Source organism: Martelella sp. FLE1502, from assembly GCF_053484255.1.
The window spans coordinates 381902-402278 of the sequence record NZ_JBAKFQ010000001.1; the positions used below are offsets into that span (position 1 = coordinate 381902).

General features: G+C 63.0%; 17 protein-coding genes. 12 read left to right on the forward strand and 5 right to left on the reverse strand.

The genetic code is table 11. The features are described from left to right. The first annotated feature begins 15 nt into the window (after positions 1–15). From V6767_RS01790 to V6767_RS01815, 6 genes are read left to right on the forward strand one after another with little or no spacing between them, the layout of a single operon-like run. Positions 16–1272, forward strand: a complete 1257-nt coding sequence (locus V6767_RS01790; protein ID WP_448471833.1) for an ABC transporter substrate-binding protein — start codon at positions 16–18, stop codon at positions 1270–1272. Beyond that, complete coding sequence (locus V6767_RS01795) at positions 1269–2183, forward strand: carbohydrate ABC transporter permease (RefSeq protein ID WP_448471834.1); 915 nt, start codon at positions 1269–1271, stop codon at positions 2181–2183. The genes V6767_RS01790 and V6767_RS01795 overlap by 4 nt, the downstream gene beginning before the upstream one ends. 23 nt (positions 2184–2206) lie before the next feature. Then, complete coding sequence (locus V6767_RS01800; protein ID WP_448471857.1) at positions 2207–3040, forward strand: carbohydrate ABC transporter permease; 834 nt, start codon at positions 2207–2209, stop codon at positions 3038–3040. A 12-nt stretch (positions 3041–3052) separates the two neighbouring features. Then, a complete protein-coding gene (locus V6767_RS01805; RefSeq protein ID WP_448471835.1) occupies positions 3053–4003 on the forward strand; it encodes an SIS domain-containing protein in 951 nt (316 codons plus the stop codon). After that, positions 4000–5316 (forward strand): D-tagatose-bisphosphate aldolase, class II, non-catalytic subunit, encoded by a 1317-nt coding sequence (locus V6767_RS01810; RefSeq protein ID WP_448471836.1) that lies wholly within the window; start codon positions 4000–4002, stop codon positions 5314–5316. Before V6767_RS01805 ends, V6767_RS01810 begins: the two co-directional genes overlap by 4 nt. Positions 5317–5362: 46 nt before the next feature. After that, positions 5363–6424: an ABC transporter ATP-binding protein gene (locus V6767_RS01815; RefSeq protein WP_448471837.1), complete on the forward strand. Its 1062-nt coding sequence runs from the start codon at positions 5363–5365 to the stop codon at positions 6422–6424. A gap of 254 nt (positions 6425–6678) precedes the next feature. Here the strand turns inward: V6767_RS01815 and V6767_RS01820 are convergent, their stop codons facing one another. The 4 genes from V6767_RS01820 to aspS all read right to left on the reverse strand — a co-directional run bounded on the left by V6767_RS01820 (position 6679) and on the right by aspS (position 11749). Beyond that, positions 6679–7458, reverse strand: coding sequence for an ATP-binding cassette domain-containing protein (locus V6767_RS01820; RefSeq protein ID WP_448431005.1), 780 nt, complete (start codon positions 7456–7458; stop codon positions 6679–6681). Position 7459: 1 nt separating this feature from the next. Beyond that, positions 7460–8560, reverse strand: coding sequence for an ABC transporter permease (locus V6767_RS01825; protein WP_448471858.1), 1101 nt, complete (start codon positions 8558–8560; stop codon positions 7460–7462). Between the two features lie 146 nt (positions 8561–8706). Next, positions 8707–9654: a sugar ABC transporter substrate-binding protein gene (locus V6767_RS01830; RefSeq protein WP_448471838.1), complete on the reverse strand. Its 948-nt coding sequence runs from the start codon at positions 9652–9654 to the stop codon at positions 8707–8709. A 307-nt stretch (positions 9655–9961) separates the two neighbouring features. Further along, the gene (aspS, locus tag V6767_RS01835) at positions 9962–11749 is read right to left on the reverse strand and encodes an aspartate--tRNA ligase (RefSeq protein ID WP_448471839.1); all 1788 of its coding nucleotides are present in this window, start codon (positions 11747–11749) and stop codon (positions 9962–9964) included. 508 nt (positions 11750–12257) lie between these two features. On the opposite strand from aspS, the gene rnd reads away from it, so the two are divergent. Both rnd and V6767_RS01845 read left to right on the forward strand, forming a co-directional pair. After that, the gene (gene rnd / locus V6767_RS01840; RefSeq protein ID WP_448471859.1) at positions 12258–13403 is read left to right on the forward strand and encodes a ribonuclease D; all 1146 of its coding nucleotides are present in this window, start codon (positions 12258–12260) and stop codon (positions 13401–13403) included. A gap of 84 nt (positions 13404–13487) precedes the next feature. After that, on the forward strand, positions 13488–14828 hold the full coding sequence (locus V6767_RS01845; protein WP_448471840.1) for an esterase-like activity of phytase family protein: 1341 nt from the start codon (positions 13488–13490) through the stop codon (positions 14826–14828). Positions 14829–14867: 39 nt separating this feature from the next. Here V6767_RS01845 and V6767_RS01850 read toward each other — a convergent pair whose 3' ends face one another. Beyond that, a complete protein-coding gene (locus V6767_RS01850) occupies positions 14868–15275 on the reverse strand; it encodes a DUF2000 family protein (protein ID WP_448471841.1) in 408 nt (135 codons plus the stop codon). Between the two features lie 97 nt (positions 15276–15372). On the opposite strand from V6767_RS01850, the gene V6767_RS01855 reads away from it, so the two are divergent. From V6767_RS01855 to V6767_RS01870, 4 genes are all read left to right on the forward strand, one after another. Beyond that, complete coding sequence (locus V6767_RS01855; protein WP_448471842.1) at positions 15373–16209, forward strand: AraC family transcriptional regulator; 837 nt, start codon at positions 15373–15375, stop codon at positions 16207–16209. A gap of 147 nt (positions 16210–16356) precedes the next feature. Next, a complete protein-coding gene (locus V6767_RS01860; RefSeq protein ID WP_448471843.1) occupies positions 16357–18543 on the forward strand; it encodes an RNA degradosome polyphosphate kinase in 2187 nt (728 codons plus the stop codon). Between the two features lie 11 nt (positions 18544–18554). Further along, a complete protein-coding gene (gene ppx / locus V6767_RS01865) occupies positions 18555–20075 on the forward strand; it encodes an exopolyphosphatase (protein ID WP_448471844.1) in 1521 nt (506 codons plus the stop codon). A 199-nt stretch (positions 20076–20274) separates the two neighbouring features. Continuing rightward, positions 20275–20377: DUF4372 domain-containing protein (locus V6767_RS01870; protein WP_448471860.1), on the forward strand; the 103-nt coding region annotated here is incomplete at its 3' end.

The following is a 20377-nucleotide window of genomic DNA, read 5'->3' on the forward strand; positions in this document are numbered from 1 at the left end:
ATACAGGACGGGAACATGAACAGACTGCTTTTATCACTCGCAACCTCGACAGCCATGCTGCTCGCCATCCCGGCGATGGCCGATGACGCCAAGCCGCTTGCCGGCGAATCCATCACGGTGCTTCTCCCCTCCCCGCAGGGCGCCAATATCGCCGCCGACTTCGAGGAAGACACCGGCATCCATGTCGACCTGCAGACCCTTTCGTGGGACGATATCCGCCTCAAGCTCGTTACCGGCCTCGTTGCCGGCACCGCGCCCGCCGATGTGACCGAATTCGACTGGTCCTGGACCGGCCAGTTCGCCGCCGCCGACTGGTACATGCCGCTCAATGACGTGATCGACCCCGCCACGGTGGAAGACATCGGCGTTACCAAGATCTTCACCGTCGACGGCGATATCCTCGGCATCCCCTACACCAACGACTTCCGCGTCATGCTGATCAACAAGGCGCAATTTGAGGAAGCCGGCATCACCGAAGCGCCGAGGACGCTGGACGAACTCGTTGCCGACGCCAGGAAGATCAAGGAAGCCGGCATCGTCGAATATCCGATCGGCCTGCCGCTTTCGGCGACCGAAGGCGCATCCACGAGCTGGTATCTGCTGACCAAGGCCTTTGGCGGCGAACTGTTCGACGCCGATTTCAAGCCGCTGTTCACCGCGCCGGATTCCGCCGGCTACAAGGCGCTGGAATTCGAACTGATGCTGCTGGACGAGGGCCTCGTCGACCCCGCGTCGGTCAGCCTGACGGACAGCCAGATCAATGACAGCATGTTCTCGCAGGGCCAGACCAGCGTGATGATCTCGGGCGAACCGGGCCGGCTCGGCCAGATGAACGATCCGGATCAGTCCAAGGTCGCCGGCGAGGTCGAGGCCATTCTGGTGCCGACGGCAAGCGGCGAGACCCGCAGCTTCGGTCTGCCGGAAGCGCTTGGCATTCCCAACAGTTCGCAGAACAAGGAAGCGGCGGTCGAGTTCATCAAGTGGTTCACCTCCAAGGACTTCCAGGAAGAAAACTACACGAACGGCTTCCTGCCGACCCGCACTTCGGTCCTTTCGGCCGTCAACGAGACCGGCGTGATGCATTCGGGCGACGTGCTCGTCGAACAGTCGACCACGGTCGAACCGCTGTTCCAGCAGGGCACGCCGCAGTGGTATCCGGAGTTTTCGAGCGCCGTGAATACCTCGATCAACAGCGCCGCCAAGGGCCAGATCACTGTTGAACAGGCGATGCAGAACATTGCCGACGCCGCCGAACAGGCCATGGCCCAATGACATCTGCCGCCTCCACAATGCGAAGCAAGCGCGGTATCGGCTTCAATGCCGATACCATGCTCGGCCTGCTTCTGGCCGCGCCGATCCTGATTACCATGGCGTCGCTGGTCTTCTATCCAATGCTGGTCACGAGCTGGGACAGCCTGCACCGCGTCAATCCGATGCAGCCGGGCACGCCCTTCGTCGGCCTTGCCAATTACACCCGCATGCTCTCCGACAAACAGCTCGGCATGAGCTGGATGAACACATTTTCCTATGTGATCCTCGCCGTTCTCGCCGAGACCGTTTTCGGCGTGCTGGCCGCCGCCCTGATCAACCAGGTCAAGGTCGGACGCCAGTGGATTCTCGCCGCCGTCATCCTGCCCTGGGCGCTGCCCGGCGTGGTCAACGCGGTGATCTGGCTCTGGATCTACCAGCCCGGCGCCGGCCTTTTGAACGGCATCCTGACCTCCCTCGGCCTGCCCTTCGAAAACCACATCTGGTTCAACGACCGCACCAGCGCGATCATGGCGGTCACCGTGGTCCATGTCTGGCGGATGATGCCGCTTACGATCGTCATCGTGCTCGCCGCCATGCAGAGTATTCCCGACCATCTCTATCAGGCCGCCCGCATAGACGGCGCGACCAATTTTCAGATGCTGACGCTGGTGACCCTCCCGCTGGTGCGTAGCGCGATCGCGGTCTCGATGACCAACGCCACGGTGCAGGCCTTCAACCTTTTCGACGAGGCATGGGTTCTCGCCGGCGCTAGCCTCGAAACACGGCCCGTGCTGGTGCAGATCTATCTCGAGACCTTCCAGAACCTGCGCTTTTCCTACGGCATGGCGCTTTCGCTGACGATTACCTTCGTCTCGCTTCTGGTGTCGCTGGTCTATGTACTCCGCGTCTATCGCAACACTCGGTATGATTGATGAAACAGTCTCTTGCCTATCGCATGATGATCTGGGCCGGCCTTGCCGTGCTGCTGATCTGGTCGCTGGGGCCGGTCTACTGGACCTTCGCCAGCGCGCTGACGCCGACCGAGGATTTCTCGGCCCGTCCGATCCATTTCTTCCCGCAAAACATCACCTTCGATCACTTCGCCCGCATTTTCGGCATCGGGATCGATCGCATCGGCGGGGTCGAGGTCTGGGCGCAGTTCCGCGCGGCGCTGTTCAACTCCATCGTGACCTCGGCGCTGGCGACAGTGCTGTGCGTGGCGATCTCCGCGCTCGGCGCCTATGCCTTCACCCGGCTTGAATTCCCCGGCCGCAAGACTCTGTTCATCCTGGTGGTGGCCACGCTTGCGATCCCGGCCTATGCGGTACTGATCCCGCTCTACCGGATCCTGATCAGCCTGCACATGATCGACACCTATACAGGCATCGCGCTGATCTATGTGTCGGCCTATCTGCCGCTGTCGCTCTGGCTGCTTCGAAGCGTGTTCGAGTCGCTTCCGATCGCACTTGAGGAAGCGGCCCAGCTTGATGGCGCGGGACGGCTCTACATCTTCTTCAATATCGTGCTGCCGCTGGCGGGACCGGGGCTGACGGCAACCGCCATCCTCACCTTCCTCGGCGCCTGGGGCCAGTACCTCATTCCGTTGATCTTCTCGCCGGCGCAAACCAAGCCGCTGACGGTGCTGATCCCCGAATTCGTAACAAAAAACTTCGTCGACTACGGCCTGATCACGGCAAGCGGTTCCGTTGCCATCATCATCCCCGCCCTCGTCGTCATTTTCCTGAACCGGTACCTCGTCAGCGGTCTGCTGGCAGGCTCGGTCAAATAAACCGGAGACAACATGAACACGACTGAAAAAGTGATTTTCGAGCAATTCCCCTATTGGGAAAAGGCGATCACTTGGAAACCCGGTTCGCATGACGCATCGCTGACCGTCATCGTCGGCTGCGGCACATCCTATAACCTCGCATTGTCGCTTGCGGCCTATTTCAATCTCGCCGGCCGTGCCGCCATCGCGGTTCCGGGCGCCGAATGGCTGAGCCGTCCGGAGGCCTTCTTCCCGGACTGGAAGAATACCCATATCATCGCCCTGTCGCGCAGCGGCGAAAGCACCGAAACGGTGGCCGCCGCCAAGGCGAGCCGCGCCGCCGGCGCCCATGTGACCGCCATTACCGTCGAGCCGGAAAGCCCGCTTGCGAAGAACTGCGATACGCTGGTGGTTTCGCCATCCCATCCCGACGAAGGCATCGTGATGTCGGTGTCTGCCAGCCTGATGCTGCTGCTCGGCCAGCGCATGATCGGCCAGGACATGACGACCGCGATCATCGACACCGCCCGCAAGCTGATGGACGACCTCGACGCAGCCCTTCCGCAGTTGATCGAGAACCGCTCGCATTTCGTCTTCCTCGGCGGCGGGCCGCTCTACGGCATCGCGCTCGAAGGCGCGCTGAAGCTGATGGAGATGAGCCAGACCGTGACCCAGGCCTTCCACCCGCTGGAATACCGCCACGGCCCGATCAGCCTCGTCAGCGAGGAGACCGCCGTCATCATGCTCTATTCCGACCAGAAGGCCGAGGAGGCCAAGGTGGTCAAGGAGCTTCAGGACAAGGGCGCGGTGGTGATCGGCCTCGGCGGGCCGGGCGATCTCTCGCTCGATCTCGACACCGGGCTTTCGCTTGCGGGGCTTGCCGTGCTGCCGGCGCTGCAGATCCTCGGCGAGCGGGTGGCGCAGATGAAGGGTCTCGACACCGTCTCCCCGCGCCATCTCACCAAGGTGGTGAAGCTCGCATGACCGAGCCTGTCGAACAAAACCGCCATGCCGCGCTCGCCCGCCTTTTCGGCGAGCGCGGCGGCAACCTGCCGCGCGGCATCACCTCGGTCTGTTCCGCCCATGCGCTGGTGATCGAGGCAGCACTCAGGCGTGCCGCTGCCGATGGCGCGGTCGCGCTGATCGAGGCCACCTGCAACCAGGTCAATCAGGACGGCGGCTATACCGGCATGACGCCGCGGGATTTCCGCGCCTTTGTCGAAAAGATCGCCGGCACCACCGGCTTTCCGGTCGAGCGCATCATCTTCGGCGGCGACCATCTCGGACCCAACCCGTGGAAGAACCTCGCAGCCGAAGACGCGATGGCGCGGGCCGAAACCATGATCGCAGCCTACGCCGCGGCGGGTTTCGAGAAGCTCCACCTCGACACCTCGATGGGTTGCGCCGGTGAGCCGGCTGCCCTTGCTGACGAGCTGACGGCCGAACGCGCAGCAAGGCTTGCAAAGGTCGCCGAAGCGGCAGCCAAAACCGCAGGCCATCGCCCACCGGTCTATATCATCGGCACAGAGGTGCCGCCGCCGGGCGGCGCAACCCATGCCCTTGACGACATCGAGCCGACCGATGCCGAGGCCGTGAAGAACACCTATGCCGTTCACCGCGATGCTTTCGCCGGCGCCGGCATTGCCGAAGCGCTGGACCGCGTGGTGGGCATCGTCGTTCAGCCGGGCGTCGAGTTCGGCAACGCCAATGTGGCGATCTACAAGCCCGAGCGGGCCCGTGCGCTGGTCGGGGCGCTCAGTGACCTGCCCGGCCTGGTCTACGAGGCCCACTCCACCGACTACCAGCCGGTGGAGGCGCTGACGCAGCTGGTCGATGACGGCTTCGCGATCCTCAAGGTCGGCCCCGGCCTGACCTTTGCGTTGCGCGAGGCGCTTTACGGTCTCGACGCGATTGCGGCCACGCTTGATGGCACGGACGGCCACGGACCGCTGTTTACCGCCATGGAGAGCCTGATGCTGGAAAAACCCGGACACTGGCGCTCCCACTATACCGGCTCGGATGCGGAACAGCGGCTGCAGCGCCATTTCAGCTACAGCGACCGGATCCGCTACTACTGGCCGGAAAAGGAAGCGGCAACGGCAATCGATGCGCTGTTTGCGCGCCTTGCCGGCGACATCCCCGAGACGCTGATCAGCCAGCACATGGCGCGGATCTATCCGGATGTGGTGACCGGCAGGGTCGCGCCGCGCGCGCGCGATCTGTGCCTTGCCGCGATCGACGCGGCGCTTATGCCCTACGCCCGGGCCACCGGCACAAAGGCGAGGCAGGCCGCATGAACATGACAGGTGCTACGCGCCGCAAACTGGCAAGTGAGAAACCGATATGGCTTCAGTAGACGTAAGAAAGGTCCGCAAGAGCTACGGACATGTGGAAGTCCTGCATGGCGTGGATATCGACATTCAGGAGGGCGAGTTCGTCATTCTGGTCGGTCCGTCCGGCTGCGGAAAATCGACGCTCCTGCGCATGATCGCGGGGCTAGAGGAAATCAGCGGCGGCGAGGTCGCGATCGGCGGCAAGGTGGTCAACGACGTCGCGCCGAAGCTCCGCGACATCGCCATGGTGTTCCAGTCCTACGCGCTCTATCCGCACATGACGGTGGAGGCCAATATGGGCTTCTCGCTGCGATTGGCGAAAGCGCCGAAGGACGAGATCAAGCGCCGCGTCGGCGAGGCCGCCCAGATCCTCGGGCTGGAAAATCTGCTCGACCGCTATCCCCGCAACCTCTCCGGCGGCCAGCGCCAGCGCGTTGCCATGGGCCGCGCGATCGTGCGCCAGCCGCAGGTATTCCTGTTCGACGAGCCGCTCTCCAATCTCGACGCCAAGCTGCGCGTTCAGATGCGCTCGGAGATCAAGCAACTCCACCAGCGGCTCAAGACCACCATCGTCTACGTCACCCACGACCAGATCGAGGCCATGACCATGGCCGACCGGATCGTGGTGATGCGGGATGGCCATGTGGAACAGTACGGCACGCCGCTCGAACTCTACGCGACCCCGAAGAACGTGTTCGTGGCCGGCTTCATCGGCTCGCCGGGCATGAACCTGATGGAAGGCCGCGTCAGCGCGGACGGTCCGCCGGAATTCGTCGCCAAAGGCGGCGGGCGGTTGCCGCTTCCGCCGGGTTGCGCGGTCGCGCCCGGCCGCAAGGTGATCTACGGCATCCGTCCGGAACATATCACGCTCGATGATGCCGGGGTTGATGTCGAGGTCGTTGTGGTCGAGCCGACCGGGGCCGAGACCCAGATCATCTGCCGCATCGGCGAGGACGACATCATGGTCGCCCAGCGCGAATGGCTGACGGTCGACGCCCATGACCGCCTCACCATCAGGCCGGATTTCGACAAGATTCACCTGTTCGATGCGGAGACAGGTGAACGTATCTGACGGCGTCAGGTTTGAACATTGCGGCAAGGCCATCGCGCATGGTCTTACCGCATAGCCCCCAAATACTCTCTCCCGCTGGCGGGAGAGATGCCCCGACAGGGGCAGTGAGGGTGGTTCAGGATGCCAAACCGTGAGGGCGTTCGCGGGGATAGACTCCCCCTCACTGTCGCTTTCGCGACATCTCTCCCCTCCGGGGCGAGAAGATTGGGGGCTATGCGGCGACGGAACGGGCACGATAGGTGCGTGGCCTCACCTCACACAGTGCCGCCGAGCGAGCTTTCCAGCTCCACCATCTCGCGGCCGCCGGCCATCATGTCCTGCAGTTCCTCCGCGCCGATCTCGCCGCGTTTGGCGGTGCCGAGTGTGTGGCCGTGATTGATGACGGTGAAGCGGTCGCCGACGGCGAGCGCGTGGCGGACATTGTGGGTGATGAAGATCACGCCGACGCCGGCCTTGCGCACCCGGTCGATGGTGGAGAGCACATTGGCCGTCTGGCGCACGCCGAGCGCCGAGGTCGGCTCGTCGAGGATCAGTACCCGGGCGCCGAAATAGACGGCACGGGCGATCGCGACGGTCTGCCGCTCGCCGCCCGACAACGTGCCGACGGCCTGATCGGCCGAGCGCAGATGGATACCCATCTTCGCCATTTCCTCGACGGTGATGGCGCCGGCCTTCTTGTGATCGAAGACCTTGACCGGGCCGAAACGCTTCTCCGGCTCGCGACCCATCCAGAAATTGCGGGTCACCGACATTAGCGGGATCATCGCGAGGTCCTGGTAGACGGTGGCGATGCCCGCGGCCATCGCATCGCGCGGATCGTTGAAGCTGCGCTCCTTGCCATCGACAAGAATGCGCCCGGCGCTCGGTTTGTGGACGCCGGACATGGTCTTGATGAAGGTCGATTTGCCGGCGCCGTTATCGCCTAGCAGGCAATGGCATTCCCCGGCAAAAACCGAGAGCGACACGCCGGAAAGCGCGATGACGGGGCCGAAATGTTTCTCGATATCGACGAGTTCGATCAGCGGTTCGCTCATCTCAGCGTTCTCCCGTGATACGGCGGCGGATATAGGTGTTCAGGATCACCGCCAGAAGCAGGATGACGCCGAGGAAGACCCGAAACAGCGAGCTTTCGACGCCGGCGAAGAACAGGCCCTGCTGGACCACGCCGAAGATCAGCGCGCCAAGGGCAGCCCCGATGACGGAACCATAGCCGCCGGTCAGAAGCGCGCCGCCGATGACGACCGAGATGATCGCCTCGAATTCCTTCAAAAGCCCGCGGTCTGCCGCCGCCGAGCCGAATTCCATCACCTGGCAGGTGGCGAAAACCGTGGCGCAGAAGGCGGTGAGCATGAACATCAGGACCTTCACCCGGTTCACCGGCACGCCGACATAGCGCGCCGCCTGGGCATCGCCGCCGGCGGCGAAGATCCAGTTACCGAACTTGGTGCGCACCAGGATGAAATGGCCGATGATAATCAGCGCCAGCGCCCAGACCATCAACATTGGAATGCCCTCGACCACCGGCTGGCCGGCGCGGGGGCCGGCGACGAAGGTGCCGATCATGTCGTGCTCGGCAAGCCAGGAAAACAGCCCCTTCAGCACCGTGCCGCCGAAAAGCGCGGCCAGCCAATCGCCCTCGGCCGCCTCGCGCACCCCGCCGATGATGGTCTTCGAGGTGGTGGCGATCGCGATATAGATCGTGAGCCCCCTCAAAATGAACAGGAAGGCGAGCGTGACGATGAAGGAGGGAAGTCCGGTGCTGATCACCAGATAGCCGTTGAGCGCGCCGATCGCGAGCGCCAGCGCGAAGGCGGCGAGGATGGCGAGCCAGGCGGGCACGCCGAGCTGCACCGTCAGAAGTGCGATGATGATGCCGGAAAAGCCGATCATCGAGCCGATGGAGAGATCGAACTCGCCGGCGATCATCAGCAGGCAGGCGCCCACGGCGAGGATCGCGAACTGCGCCGAAACCGTGCCCCAGTTGATGAAGCCCTCGGCGGAAAACATGCCGCTGTCGCCGGCAATGAAGATGAACAGCACGAACACCAGAATGGTGCCGCAAATGCTGCCGAGTTCCGGCCGCACCAGCGCCTTGCGCCAGCGCGGGACGGCACGCATACGCTCCTCGGCGACCATTTCCTCGATCGGCTTGGGTGTTTCGGACATGGGCAAGACCATTCCTTCTGGCAGGCAAACAGGCGGCAGCGCGACGGCGCGCGGCCCTCATTGCGTGTTGGCAGGAAAACGCCACGCGCCCGCAATGGGCGCGCGGCGCCTGTCATTTAGCGGTACTGACCGGCGTATTTTTCAACCAGTTCGATATTGTCCTTGGTGGTGAAACCCGGACCCGAATTGATCGAGTTGGACGGCATCACGCCGTATCGAGCGTAGTTCGTCAGAAGAACCACCGGCAGATAGCCCTGCAGATAAGGCTGCTGGTCGATCGCGAAGTTGATCGTGCCTGCCTTGATCGCATCGGCAATCGCGGTCGACAGGTCGAACGTGCCGAAATAGACTTCGCCCGCCTTGCCCATCTCATCAAGCGCCGCCAGCGTCGGTTCGGCGGAATTGGGGCCGAGCGTCAGGATGGCGCCGGTGTCGGGGTTTGCGTTCAGATAGGCCATCACCTTCGACTTGACTTCCGACGGGTCCATGCCGCTGTCGATCATCTGGTCGCCGAGCTCAACGCCGAGACCATCGGCAAAGCCCTGGCAGCGTTCCACCGAGGCCGGGTTGGTGATGTAGTGGTTGACGCAGACGAAGCTTTCCGCGCCGGATTCCTTCTTGGCGCGCTCGCCCGCGAGCTTGCCGGCGGTATATTCCGGCTGGCCGATATGCATCATCGCGCCGAGCTGCTTCGACTGCTCCTCGGTGCCCGAATTGATGGTGATCACCGGAATGCCCTTGGCGACGGCATCGGCAACCGGACCGGAAAGCACGTCGTAATCGGCGATGGTGACGATGATGCCGTCCGGATTGGAGGCGGTCGCCTGCTGGACGATGCGCGCCATGTCGGCAAGGTCGCCGGTGGCCGGGTTGCGGTATTCGACTTCGACGTCCATCTGGTCGCCCGCCACATTGATGGCGTTCTTGATGGTGTTCCACCAGCTGTCGCTGTCCGGCGCGTGCGAGATCAGCACGAAACGCTCGCCTTCGGCCTGGGCCGCGGCGGGCATCATGGCGCCAAACGCGAGTGCCGTGGCCGCAAGGGCCAATAATTGCTTCTTCATGGATTCCTCCCGTTCAAAACCGGAGCCATCTCCTCACGGCCGACCGGCTTTCTCCCAAACGCGGCCCGCTCCCCGTGCCGCGTGAAAAAGAATTTATATTCCATTCTTTCCCGGTTCAATATTTATCTGCCATTTTATGCTTTGCACGGGTGAGCATTAGCATAAAGTATAAGAAGCTCATCCGGCGGGCGCGGAAAGACAGGGCGTGCCTCGCCCCGCCAATACGGGCGGGAGACCTTTCGCCCAAAACGGAAAACCCCGGCGATCGCTCACCGGGGCTTCTCAAAAATTGCGCTACCTGAAGGCCTCAGTCCTTCTTCTGCGGTATCAGCCGCAGGCCGAGTTCGCGGAGCTGGGCCGGTTCGGCCTCGGAGGGGCCGCCCATCAGCAGGTCCTGGGCCTGCTGGTTCATCGGGAACAGCGCCACCTCGCGCACCGTCTTGGCGCCGGCAAGCAGCATCACGATGCGGTCGATGCCGAAGGCGCAGCCGCCATGCGGGGGCGCCCCATACTGGAAGGCGCGGTAGAGGCCGCCGAACTGCTCTTCCACATCGGCAGCGCTCTTGCCGGTGATCTCGAACGCCTTGACCATGACTTCCGGCAACTGGTTACGGATCGACCCCGAGGCGATCTCGTAGCCGTTGCAGACGGCGTCATACTGATAGGCCTTGATCGTCAGCGGGTCCTGGTTTTCCAGCGCATCAAGGCCGCCCTGCGGCATCGAGAACGGGTTGTGCGAGAAATCGACCTTCTTCTCGTCTTCCAGCCATTCGTAGAACGGGAAGTCGACGATCCAGCAAAGCTCGAACCGGTCCTTGTCGGTCAGCCCCAGCTCGTCGCCAACGCGGGTGCGCGCTTCCCCCGCAAACTTGTAGAACTTCGCCGGTTCGCCCGCGACGAAGAAGCATGCATCGCCCTCATCCAGCCCAAGCTGCGCGCGGATCGCCTCGGTGCGCTCCGGGCCGATATTCTTGGCCAGCGGCCCGGCGCCCGTCAGGTCTTCTCCTTCCTTGCGCCAGAAGATATAGCCCAGCCCAGGCTGGCCCTGACCCTGCGCCCAGGAGTTCATCCGGTCGCAGAAGGCGCGGCTGCCGCCAGTCTTGGCCGGGATCGCCCAGACTTCGACCTTCGGGTTCTTCTCGATCATGCCGGCGAACACCTTGAAGCCGGAACCGGCGAAATGCTCGGTGACGGCTTCCATCACGATCGGGTTGCGAAGGTCCGGCTTGTCGGAACCATATTTGCGGATCGCCTCGTCATAGGGAATGCGCGGCCACTTTTTGGTGACCGGCTTGCCATCGGCGAATTGCTCGAAGACGCCGGTCATCACCGGCTCCATCGTGTCCCAGACATCTTCCTGGGTCACGAAGCTCATCTCGACGTCGAGCTGGTAGAACTCGCCCGGCAGGCGGTCGGCGCGCGGGTCCTCGTCGCGGAAGCACGGGGCGATCTGGAAATAGCGGTCGAAACCGGCGACCATCAGAAGCTGCTTGTACTGCTGCGGGGCCTGCGGGAGGGCGTAGAACTTGCCCTGATGGATGCGGCTCGGCACCAGGAAATCGCGTGCGCCTTCCGGCGAAGAGGCCGTCAGGATCGGCGTCGAATACTCGCCGAAGCCGGCATCGGCCATGGCGGACCGCATCGAGGCGACAATCTTGGTGCGCTTGACGATGTTGGCGTGCAGCGTCTCGCGGCGCAGGTCGAGGAAGCGGTATTTCAGGCGCACGTCTTCGGGATATTCGGGTTCGCCGAACACCGGAACCGGCAGTTCCTTGGCCGCCGACAGGACTTCGATCTCTTCTGCATAGAGTTCGATCTCGCCGGTCGCCATGTTCTTGTTGACCGTGTCCTCGGTGCGCGCGCGCACCTTGCCGTCGACGCGAATCACCCATTCGCCGCGCACCTTCTCGGCGGTGGCGAAGGCGGGCGAATCCGGATCGGCGACCACCTGGGTCATGCCGTAATGGTCGCGCAGGTCGATGAAGAGCACGCCGCCATGGTCGCGCACGCGGTGCACCCAGCCGGAAAGGCGGGCGGTCTGGCCAACGTCGGACTTGTTGAGGGCGGCACAGGTATGGCTGCGGTAGCGGTGCATAATCTTTTCCGTAACGGGTTTTCGGGCGCGCGGAACGGCCCCGTATCATGAATTCGCGCGGAAAAGCGCATGACGGGCGCATTTTGTCAAGGAAAAGCCCCGCGCGGGGGCGTAAATCAGCTTGGCGCGCGTCACTGAGAGTGAGCCAACATTTCGCAGAAACGGCTCGACCGGCAGACCGACCTTTCCCCATTCTCGGCGTCATCCTCGGCCTTGTGCCGAGGATCTAAGCACATCACCCCACGACAGGCGTATCGGCCGCACGCCGTGGACATTGCCAAAACGCCAACTCCGCTCGCGACGAAACGGGGTTAGATCCTCGGCACAAGGCCGAGGATGACGGGAGTGCCAGAGGCCGACGCCTCATGACATCGTTGAACCGGCACCGAAAATCCAATTTCTCAACCGCGTGTTTGGGTGACGTTTTCGCGCTCCCGCCGCCCCTTCCCTTGACATCGCCGCCGCAAAGGCGAAGGAAAGGTGGCGAGAAACGAGACGATATTTGAAGATGATCGAAACCACTGCCGCCCTTGCCGAGGCTTGCGCCACGCTCGCCAAATCCGACTTCGTCACGATCGACACCGAGTTCATCCGCGAAAGCACCTTCTGGCCGGAGCTTTGCCTGATCCAGATGGCGAGCCCCGATCTGGAAGTGCTGGTGGACCCGCTGGCCAAGGGCATCGATCTCAAGCCGTTCTTCGCGCTGATGGCCGACACATCGGTGGTGAAGGTGTTTCACGCCGCGCGGCAGGACCTCGAGATCGTCTATCATCTCGGCAACATGCTGCCCACGCCGCTGTTCGACACGCAGGTCGCCGCCATGGTCTGCGGTTTCGGCGACAGCATTTCCTATGATCAACTGGTCTCCCGCATCACCGGCGCGCATATCGACAAATCCTCGCGCTTCACAGACTGGCGCGCCCGTCCGCTCAACGACAAGCAGCTTTCCTATGCGCTGGCCGACGTCACCCATTTGCGCGATGTCTATCTCACGCTGAAGGCCGAGCTTGAGCGCGAAGGCCGCACCGACTGGGTGGAGGAGGAGATGGCGATCCTCGAAAGCCCGCAGACCTACGACCTGCCGCCGGAACAGGCCTGGACACGGCTGAAGCTCCGCATCAAGAAGCCGCTCGATTTCGCGGTGATGCAGAAGGTTGCCGAATGGCGCGAGAACGAGGCGCGCGAGCGCAACCAGCCGCGCCGCCGGGTGCTGAAGGACGACACCATCTATGAAATCGCCCAGCAGCATCCGACCGAACCGGAGACGCTGGCAAAACTGCGCATGATCCCAAAGGGCTGGGAACGCTCGCAGGCGGCTTCGGGCCTGCTGGAGGCGGTCAAGACGGCGCTTGCCATTCCGAAGGCGGAGCTTCCGCGCCTGCCTCGCCAGCCGCATATGCCCGAAGGGGCGGCCGCCGCCGCTGAGCTTTTGAAGGTGCTGCTGAAGATCGTTGCCGAGCAGAACCAGGTCGCCGCCCGCGTGATCGCCTCTTCCGACGATCTCGACAGGATCGCGGCCGAAGGCGAAAACGCCGACGTCGAAGCCATGAAGGGCTGGCGGCGCAAGCTTTACGGCGAGCCGGCGCTGAAGCTCCTGAATGGCGACGTCGCCCTGCGCTTCGTCGACAGGAAGGTCGAGATGATCGACATCTGACACGAAAGCTTCATCGCTCCGTGAAATCTCCGACATAAGCAGGCGCTAACGCTCCCCGTGTTTTCCAACACACGGGGATATTTCATGAAGACCCTCTTTCTCGCCGCTGCCGCCACGCTTCTGGCCGGCACGGCCCTTGCCGATGACGCCCAGTTCCAGGCAAAGCTCACCGCTCACGCCATCCCGCCGGCAAACACGATCATCGCCGCGCCGGCTGACGCGCCCGCCTATATCCAGACATCGGCGAAGTTCCTGAAGCTCGGCCAGCCGCGCGTTACCGAAATCGGCAGCGTGCCCGGCATGTCCGCCAAGCGCGAAACCGGGCTTGCAACGCCCTTCGACGGCCAGCCGGTGCAGGGCTTTTCCGGCATCAAGGCCATGGGCGACGGCACCTTCTGGTCGCTCTCCGACAACGGTTTCGGCTCCAAGGCCAACTCCTCCGACGCCGCGCTGATGATCCACCATATCGGCTTCAACTGGGATGCCGGCACGGTTGACCGCAAGACGACCATCTTCCTCTCCGACCCCAACATGGTCGTGCCCTTCCCGATCGTGCTCGAAGGCTCCGACAGCCGCTATCTGACCGGCACGGATTTCGACATCGAATCGATCCAGCCGGTCGAGGACGGCTTCTGGATCGGCGACGAACTCGGCCCCTATCTCCTGAAGTTCAACAAGGCAGGCGAGTTGCAGGCGGTCTATGAGACGCGCGCCGACGGCAAGCCAGTAATGTCGCCCGACAACGTTTCGCTGTCGCTGCCGAACCCGGGCGGAGAAATGCCCGCCTACAACCTGCCGCGTTCCGGCGGCTTCGAGGGCATGGCGATCTCGCCGGATGGCGCGCATCTTTACGCCATGCTGGAAAAGCCAATCGTCATTGACGGCAAGCCGGAAATGGCCGATGGCCAGCCGGCGCTGCGCGTGCTGGAATTCGACACCGCCGCCAAGGAATGGACCGGCCGCTACTGGCTCTATCCGTTCGCCGATGGCGGCACCAATATCGGCGATTTCAACATGATCGACGCCACCACCGGCCTCGTCATCGAGCGTGATGGCGGCGAAGGCGATCCGTCGATGGCCTGCGCCTCCGATACGGCCACCGGCTGCTTTGAAAAGCCGGCCATGCTGAAGCGCATCTACAAGATCGAGATGACCGACGACAACGTCAACGGCGCTGCCCGCAAGATCGGCTATATCGATCTGATGAATATCGCGGACCCGGACGGCGTCGCCCGCCAGGGCGCCAAGGACGGCGTCTACACCATGCCATTCGTGACCATCGAGGATGTCGACATTATCGACGACAGCCACATCATCGTCGGCAATGACAACAACCTGCCGTTCTCGGCGGGCCGCAGCCTGAATGCCGCCGACGACAATGAATTCGTGATCCTCGAAGTCGCCGACTTCCTGAACGCGAAGTAATCTCTGAACGCCCGGCTGCCATGGCGGCCGGGCGTCTCCTCACGGGTGCATCTTCGCGCCTTTCGTGATCTTGTCGGCGATCTTCTTCTCCGCCCGGAAGGCGATGCCGACCACCCTGGCATCCTCCGGGGAAAATTCGGCGAAGACGGCGCGGTTCGCGGCGTCATGGCCCGTCGAAAACATTTCCTCGATATAGAGCGCCGCTGCCACGCCGCGTTTCAGCGCGCGGCTCTGCACCTTCTTCAACGTGTCTCCATCGGCCCCGAGCACGATGATCGGCTGGGCGCAGAGCGGGTGATAGACATTGCCCGCGCCGTCCCTGTAGTCTTCTCCCAACAGGCCCTCTGCCGCGCCGGCGACGCCGGTCGCGAGAAAGGCGGTGACGTTGAGCTTCTGCCATTGGGCGAGATCCTCGCGCACGACGATGACGAATTTGGTGTCGAACATGAATGCGAACTCCGGAAAAGGATTTGAACGGTCAGACGCCATCCTAGCGAAAGCGAAGGGCGGCGATCTTGAACGTTCGTGCAGGCGGGACGCGATCTTGTCAGCGCCCGCCGAGGACGGCATCGAGCGGCTGGAGGCACGGTTTTCCGGCAATGGCTTCTCGCCGCACCGCCACGACACCTATGCGCTGGGACTGACGATCGCGGGCGTCCAGACCTTTTCCTATCGCGGCGCGGCGCGCTTTTCGACGCCCGGGCGTCTGATCATCCTGCATCCCGACGAGTTGCATGACGGCGGCGCAGGCGGCGAGGACGGGCTCACCTACCGGATGATCTACCTGCCGCCGGAAAAGATCATGGCCGCCATTGATGGGCTTGCCGCCGCCCTGCCCTTTGTCCGCGATCCCGTGGCCGAGGATGCGCCGCTGAGGGCAAGCCTTATCGAGGCGCTCGACGAACTCGACGGCGAAATGGGCGAATTGAAGCGCGACGGCCTGATCGCCGAGATCGCACACCATCTTCTGCGCCTGGGCGATGCCCGGGGCCGCGCTTCAAAATCCATCGACCGCCGGGCGCTCGCGCTTTGCCGCGACGTCTTGAGCGAATGCGCGGCGGAAGCGATCGGTTCGCAGCGGTTGGAGGAGATCGCCGGCCTCGACCGGTTCACGCTCGCCCGCCAGTTCCGCGCGCTCTACGGCACCAGCCCGCATCGCTACCTCGTCCAGCGCCGCCTTTCGCGGGCAAGGGCGATGATCATCGCGGGCGCGCCGCTGGCCGAGGCCGCCACCGCTTCCGGCTTTGCCGACCAGAGCCACATGACCCGGCATTTCGCCAAGACCTACGGCATGCCGCCCGGCCGGTTTCGGGCTTTGACCCTTGCCGCGCAGGTGGAGGAGAAACGGAATTCCGTTCCCCTCGATACCGCCGCGGGTTGAGGCGCTGAATGCGAATTCGCGCTTGAAATGCGCGTCAATCGCCACAAACCTGCTATATGTCATAGTATCGTTGCCAAACTGGGCTAAGCGGCAAATGATCAACGTCCGCATGCCGATATCCGGCCAGCAAGAGGAAGAACGCACATCATGAACGACCTGTCTTCGAGCGTTTCGGAAATCGTCGAATTGGGCGCTGCCGAGGATCTCTCCAAGAGCCCGGCGCGGTTCATCAATCGCGAATTCTCCTGGCTGCAGTTCAATCGCCGCGTGCTCGAGGAAACCCTGAACCCGGCGCATCCGCTGCTGGAACGGGTGCGGTTCCTGTCGATCTCCGCCGCCAATCTCGACGAGTTCTTCATGGTCCGCGTGGCCGGCCTCGAGGGTCAGGTGCGCCAGGGGGTCACCATGCTGTCCGCCGACGGCAAGACGCCGGCCGAGCAGTTGTCCGACATCCTGCGCGAAATCGACAATCTGCAGATGGAGCAGCAGGCCGCCCTTGCCGTGCTCCAGCAGTATATGGCCAATGAAGGCGTGATGATCGTGCGTCCGAGCGTGCTGTCCGATGAGGACCGGCAGTGGCTCACCAATGAGTTCGAGCAGGGTATCTTCCCGGTTCTGACGCCGCTTTCGATCGATCCCGCGCATCCCTTCCCGTTCATTCCCAATCTCGGCTTCACCATGGGGCTGCAGCTTGTCAGCCGCCATGGCCGCGAGGCGATGAACGCGATGCTGCGCCTGCCGCCCTCGATGAACCGCTTTGTGCGCCTGCCCGATCTCGACGGCGCGATCCGCTATATCACCATGGAAGACGTGATCGGCCTGTTCATTCAGCGGCTCTATCCGGGCTACGAGGTGCAGGGCTACGGCACGTTCCGGATCATCCGCGACAGCGATATCGAACTTGAGGAAGAGGCGGAAGACCTGGTGCGCTATTTCGAAAGCGCGCTGAAGCGCCGCCGCCGAGGCTCGGTGATCCGCATCGAGACCGACAGCGAAATGCCGGCCTCGCTGCGCCATTTCGTGATCCACGAACTCGGCGTGCCGGAAGACCGCGTTGCCGTGCTGCCCGGCCTTCTGGCGCTCAACACGCTTTCGGAAATCACCAAGGCGCCGCGGCCGGACCTTCTGTTCAAGCCGTTTAACCCGCGCTTTCCCGAACGCGTGCGCGAGCATATCGGAGACAGTTTCGCGGCGATCCGCGAGAAGGATTTCGTGGTTCATCACCCTTACGAATCCTTCGACGTCGTGGTCCAGTTCCTGATCCAGGCCGCCCGCGACCCGAACGTGCTCGCCATCAAGCAGACGCTTTACCGCACCTCCAATGACAGCCCGATCGTGCGCGCCCTCATCGATGCCGCCGAGGCCGGCAAGTCCGTAACGGCGCTGGTGGAGCTGAAGGCCCGCTTCGATGAGGAGGCCAATATCCGCTGGGCGCGCGATCTGGAGCGCGCCGGCGTGCAGGTGGTGTTCGGCTTCATCGAGCTGAAGACCCACGCGAAACTCTCCATGGTGGTGCGCCGCGAGGAGCAGAACCTCAGGACCTATTGCCATATCGGCACCGGCAACTACCACCCGATCACTGCCAAGATCTATACCGACCTGTCCTATTTCACCTGCAATCCCGAGATCGCCAACGACGTCGCCGAAATCTTCAACTTCATCACCGGCTATGGCGAGCTTGAGGAGAACATGCAGATCGCGGTCTCGCCGAAGACCATGCGGCCGCGCATTCTCCAGCATATCGAGGAAGAGATCGAGCATGTCCGGAGCGGCCTTCCCGGCGCGATCTGGATGAAGATGAATTCGCTGGTCGATCCCAAGATCATCGACGCGCTTTACCGTGCCAGCGGGGAAGGCGTGCAGATCGAGCTTGTGGTGCGCGGCATCTGCTGCCTGCGCCCGCAGGTGCCGGGGCTTTCGGAAAATATCCGCGTCAAGTCGATCGTCGGGCGTTTCCTTGAGCATTCCCGGATCTACTGCTTCGGCAATGGCCACGGCCTGCCCTCGGAAAACGCCCATGTCTATCTCGGTTCGGCCGACCTGATGCCGCGCAACCTCGATCGCCGGGTTGAGACCATCGTCCCGGTCACCAACCCCACCGTGCATGAACAGGTTCTGTCCCAGATCATGCTGGGCAATATCATTGACAATCAGCAGAGCTACGAGATACTCCCCGACGGAACCTCGCGGCGGACGGAACCGCGCGAGGGCGAGGAACCGTTCAACGCGCAGGAGTATTTCATGACCAATCCGAGCCTGTCCGGCCGCGGAGAAGCCCTGAAATCAAGTGCGCCGAAGCTCATCGCCGGCCTGCTTTCGGGCCGCACCAAATAAGCCGGGTATTTATGGTCGAATCTGAAGCGCAGGGGCGCCTTCGCGGTATTTCCCCTGTCTCCGTGGTCGATATAGGATCGAACTCGGTTCGCATCGTCATCTATGAAGGCCTGTCGCGCGCGCCGACCGTGCTGTTCAACGAAAAGGTCCTGTGCGGCCTCGGTCGCGGTATCGCGGCCAGCGGCAAGATGAACGAAGAAGGCGTAGAACGGGCCCTGCGGGCCCTGAAACGCTTCAAGGCGCTTGCCACCCAGGCCCGTTCGGTCACCATGCATGTGCTGGCGACGGCCGCGGCGCGCGAGGCGAGCAACGGCCCGGCCTTCATCGAGGCGGCGGAGAAGATCCTCGGCATCGATGTCCGGGTTCTGACGGGGCGCGAGGAAGCGCTCTATTCCGCCTATGGCATCATCAGCGGCTTTCACGAGCCCGACGGGATCGCCGGTGACCTTGGCGGCGGCTCGCTCGAACTCATCGACATCAAGGACAAGACCTATGGCGACGGCATCACGCTGCCGCTCGGCGGCATCCGCCTTTCGGAGCTTTCGGAAGGCTCGCTGGCAAAGGCCCGCAACTTCGCCAAGAAGCAGGTCAAGAAGGTCACTTTCCTGGAAAAAGGCCGCGGCCGCACCTTCTATGCCGTCGGCGGCACCTGGCGCAACATCGCCAGGCTCCATATGGAGATCAACAATTATCCGCTGACGATGATGCAGGGCTACGAGATCGGCTTCGACGAGATGATGGCCTTTCTCGACCGCATCGGCGCCGACGAGGAGCAGAAGGACCCGGCCTGGCAGGCCGTTTCCAAGAACCGCCGCATGCTCTTGCCCTTCGGCGCGATCGCCATGCGCGAAGTTCTGAGCGTGATGCAGCCGAAGGCGATCAGCTTTTCCGCGCAAGGCGTGCGCGAGGGCCTGCTCTATTCACTCCTGAGCGCGGAGGAACAAGACCAGGACCCGCTGCTGGTTGCCGCACGTCAACTGGCGCTTTTGCGCGCCCGCTCGCCCAAGCACGCTGCCGAAATCGCCGCTTGGACCGGGCTGATGCTGCGCCGTTTCGGCATCGAGGAAACGCCGGAAGAGGCGCGCTACCGCCAGGCCGCCTGCCTGCTCGCCGATATCAGCTGGCGCGCGCACCCCGATTTCCGGGGCTCCCAGTCGCTGAACGTAATCGCACACTCGGCGCTCACCGGCATCACCCATCCCGGCCGCGCCTTCATCGCGCTTACCAATTACTACCGCTATGAAGGCCTGCGCGACGACAACCACACCGACGACCTCGGCACGATCTCGACGCCCGAACTGCTGGAACGCGCCAAACTGCTCGGCGGTCTCCTGCGCGTCGCCTACCTGTTCTCCGCCTCCATGCCCGGCATCGTCGGCGCGCTCGACTTTCTGCCGGCAAAGAACACGGATTTCGATCTCGAACTGGTGGTGCCCGAGCAATACGCCGATTTCATCGGCGAACGCGTGGAAGGCCGCCTCGACCAGCTTGCCAAGCTCACCGGCAAGAAGCTGACCATCGCGACCATGTGATGCGTTTCTGACAGCCGGAATAGCCCGCCCCACAGTTCGCACTCAGACTTCAGAGAAACCGTATCCCCTCCACTCGGCGTCATCCTCGGGCTTGACCCACTGCTGTCCGGTTTAAATTTGTAGACAAGGCGCATGGCATTGATTCTACTTGTTTTCAGACGTTTCGCGGCGTTCTGGACGCAAGCAGGAGATCAATGCCATGCATCACCAAAATAGCGTTTTCCATCAGATACAAAAGCATATTCCATGGCACGTGTTCGAACGGCTTGTGGATGAGCACAAGGCCGATCATCGCGTGCGCC

What these genes read in the sequence shown, in the direction of transcription:
- V6767_RS01790 (WP_448471833.1), top strand. Translation starts at nt 16, where the DNA reads ATGAACAGACTGCTTTTATCACTCGCAACCTCGACAGCCATGCTGCTC.
- V6767_RS01795 (WP_448471834.1), top strand. Translation starts at nt 1,269, where the DNA reads ATGACATCTGCCGCCTCCACAATGCGAAGCAAGCGCGGTATCGGCTTC.
- V6767_RS01800 (WP_448471857.1), top strand. Translation starts at nt 2,207, where the DNA reads ATGATGATCTGGGCCGGCCTTGCCGTGCTGCTGATCTGGTCGCTGGGG.
- V6767_RS01805 (WP_448471835.1), top strand. Translation starts at nt 3,053, where the DNA reads ATGAACACGACTGAAAAAGTGATTTTCGAGCAATTCCCCTATTGGGAA.
- V6767_RS01810 (WP_448471836.1), top strand. Translation starts at nt 4,000, where the DNA reads ATGACCGAGCCTGTCGAACAAAACCGCCATGCCGCGCTCGCCCGCCTT.
- V6767_RS01815 (WP_448471837.1), top strand. Translation starts at nt 5,363, where the DNA reads ATGGCTTCAGTAGACGTAAGAAAGGTCCGCAAGAGCTACGGACATGTG.
- V6767_RS01820 (WP_448431005.1), bottom strand. Translation starts at nt 7,458, where the DNA reads ATGAGCGAACCGCTGATCGAACTCGTCGATATCGAGAAACATTTCGGC.
- V6767_RS01825 (WP_448471858.1), bottom strand. Translation starts at nt 8,560, where the DNA reads ATGGTCGCCGAGGAGCGTATGCGTGCCGTCCCGCGCTGGCGCAAGGCG.
- V6767_RS01830 (WP_448471838.1), bottom strand. Translation starts at nt 9,654, where the DNA reads ATGAAGAAGCAATTATTGGCCCTTGCGGCCACGGCACTCGCGTTTGGC.
- aspS (WP_448471839.1), bottom strand. Translation starts at nt 11,749, where the DNA reads ATGCACCGCTACCGCAGCCATACCTGTGCCGCCCTCAACAAGTCCGAC.
- rnd (WP_448471859.1), top strand. Translation starts at nt 12,258, where the DNA reads ATGATCGAAACCACTGCCGCCCTTGCCGAGGCTTGCGCCACGCTCGCC.
- V6767_RS01845 (WP_448471840.1), top strand. Translation starts at nt 13,488, where the DNA reads ATGAAGACCCTCTTTCTCGCCGCTGCCGCCACGCTTCTGGCCGGCACG.
- V6767_RS01850 (WP_448471841.1), bottom strand. Translation starts at nt 15,275, where the DNA reads ATGTTCGACACCAAATTCGTCATCGTCGTGCGCGAGGATCTCGCCCAA.
- V6767_RS01860 (WP_448471843.1), top strand. Translation starts at nt 16,357, where the DNA reads ATGAACGACCTGTCTTCGAGCGTTTCGGAAATCGTCGAATTGGGCGCT.
- ppx (WP_448471844.1), top strand. Translation starts at nt 18,555, where the DNA reads ATGGTCGAATCTGAAGCGCAGGGGCGCCTTCGCGGTATTTCCCCTGTC.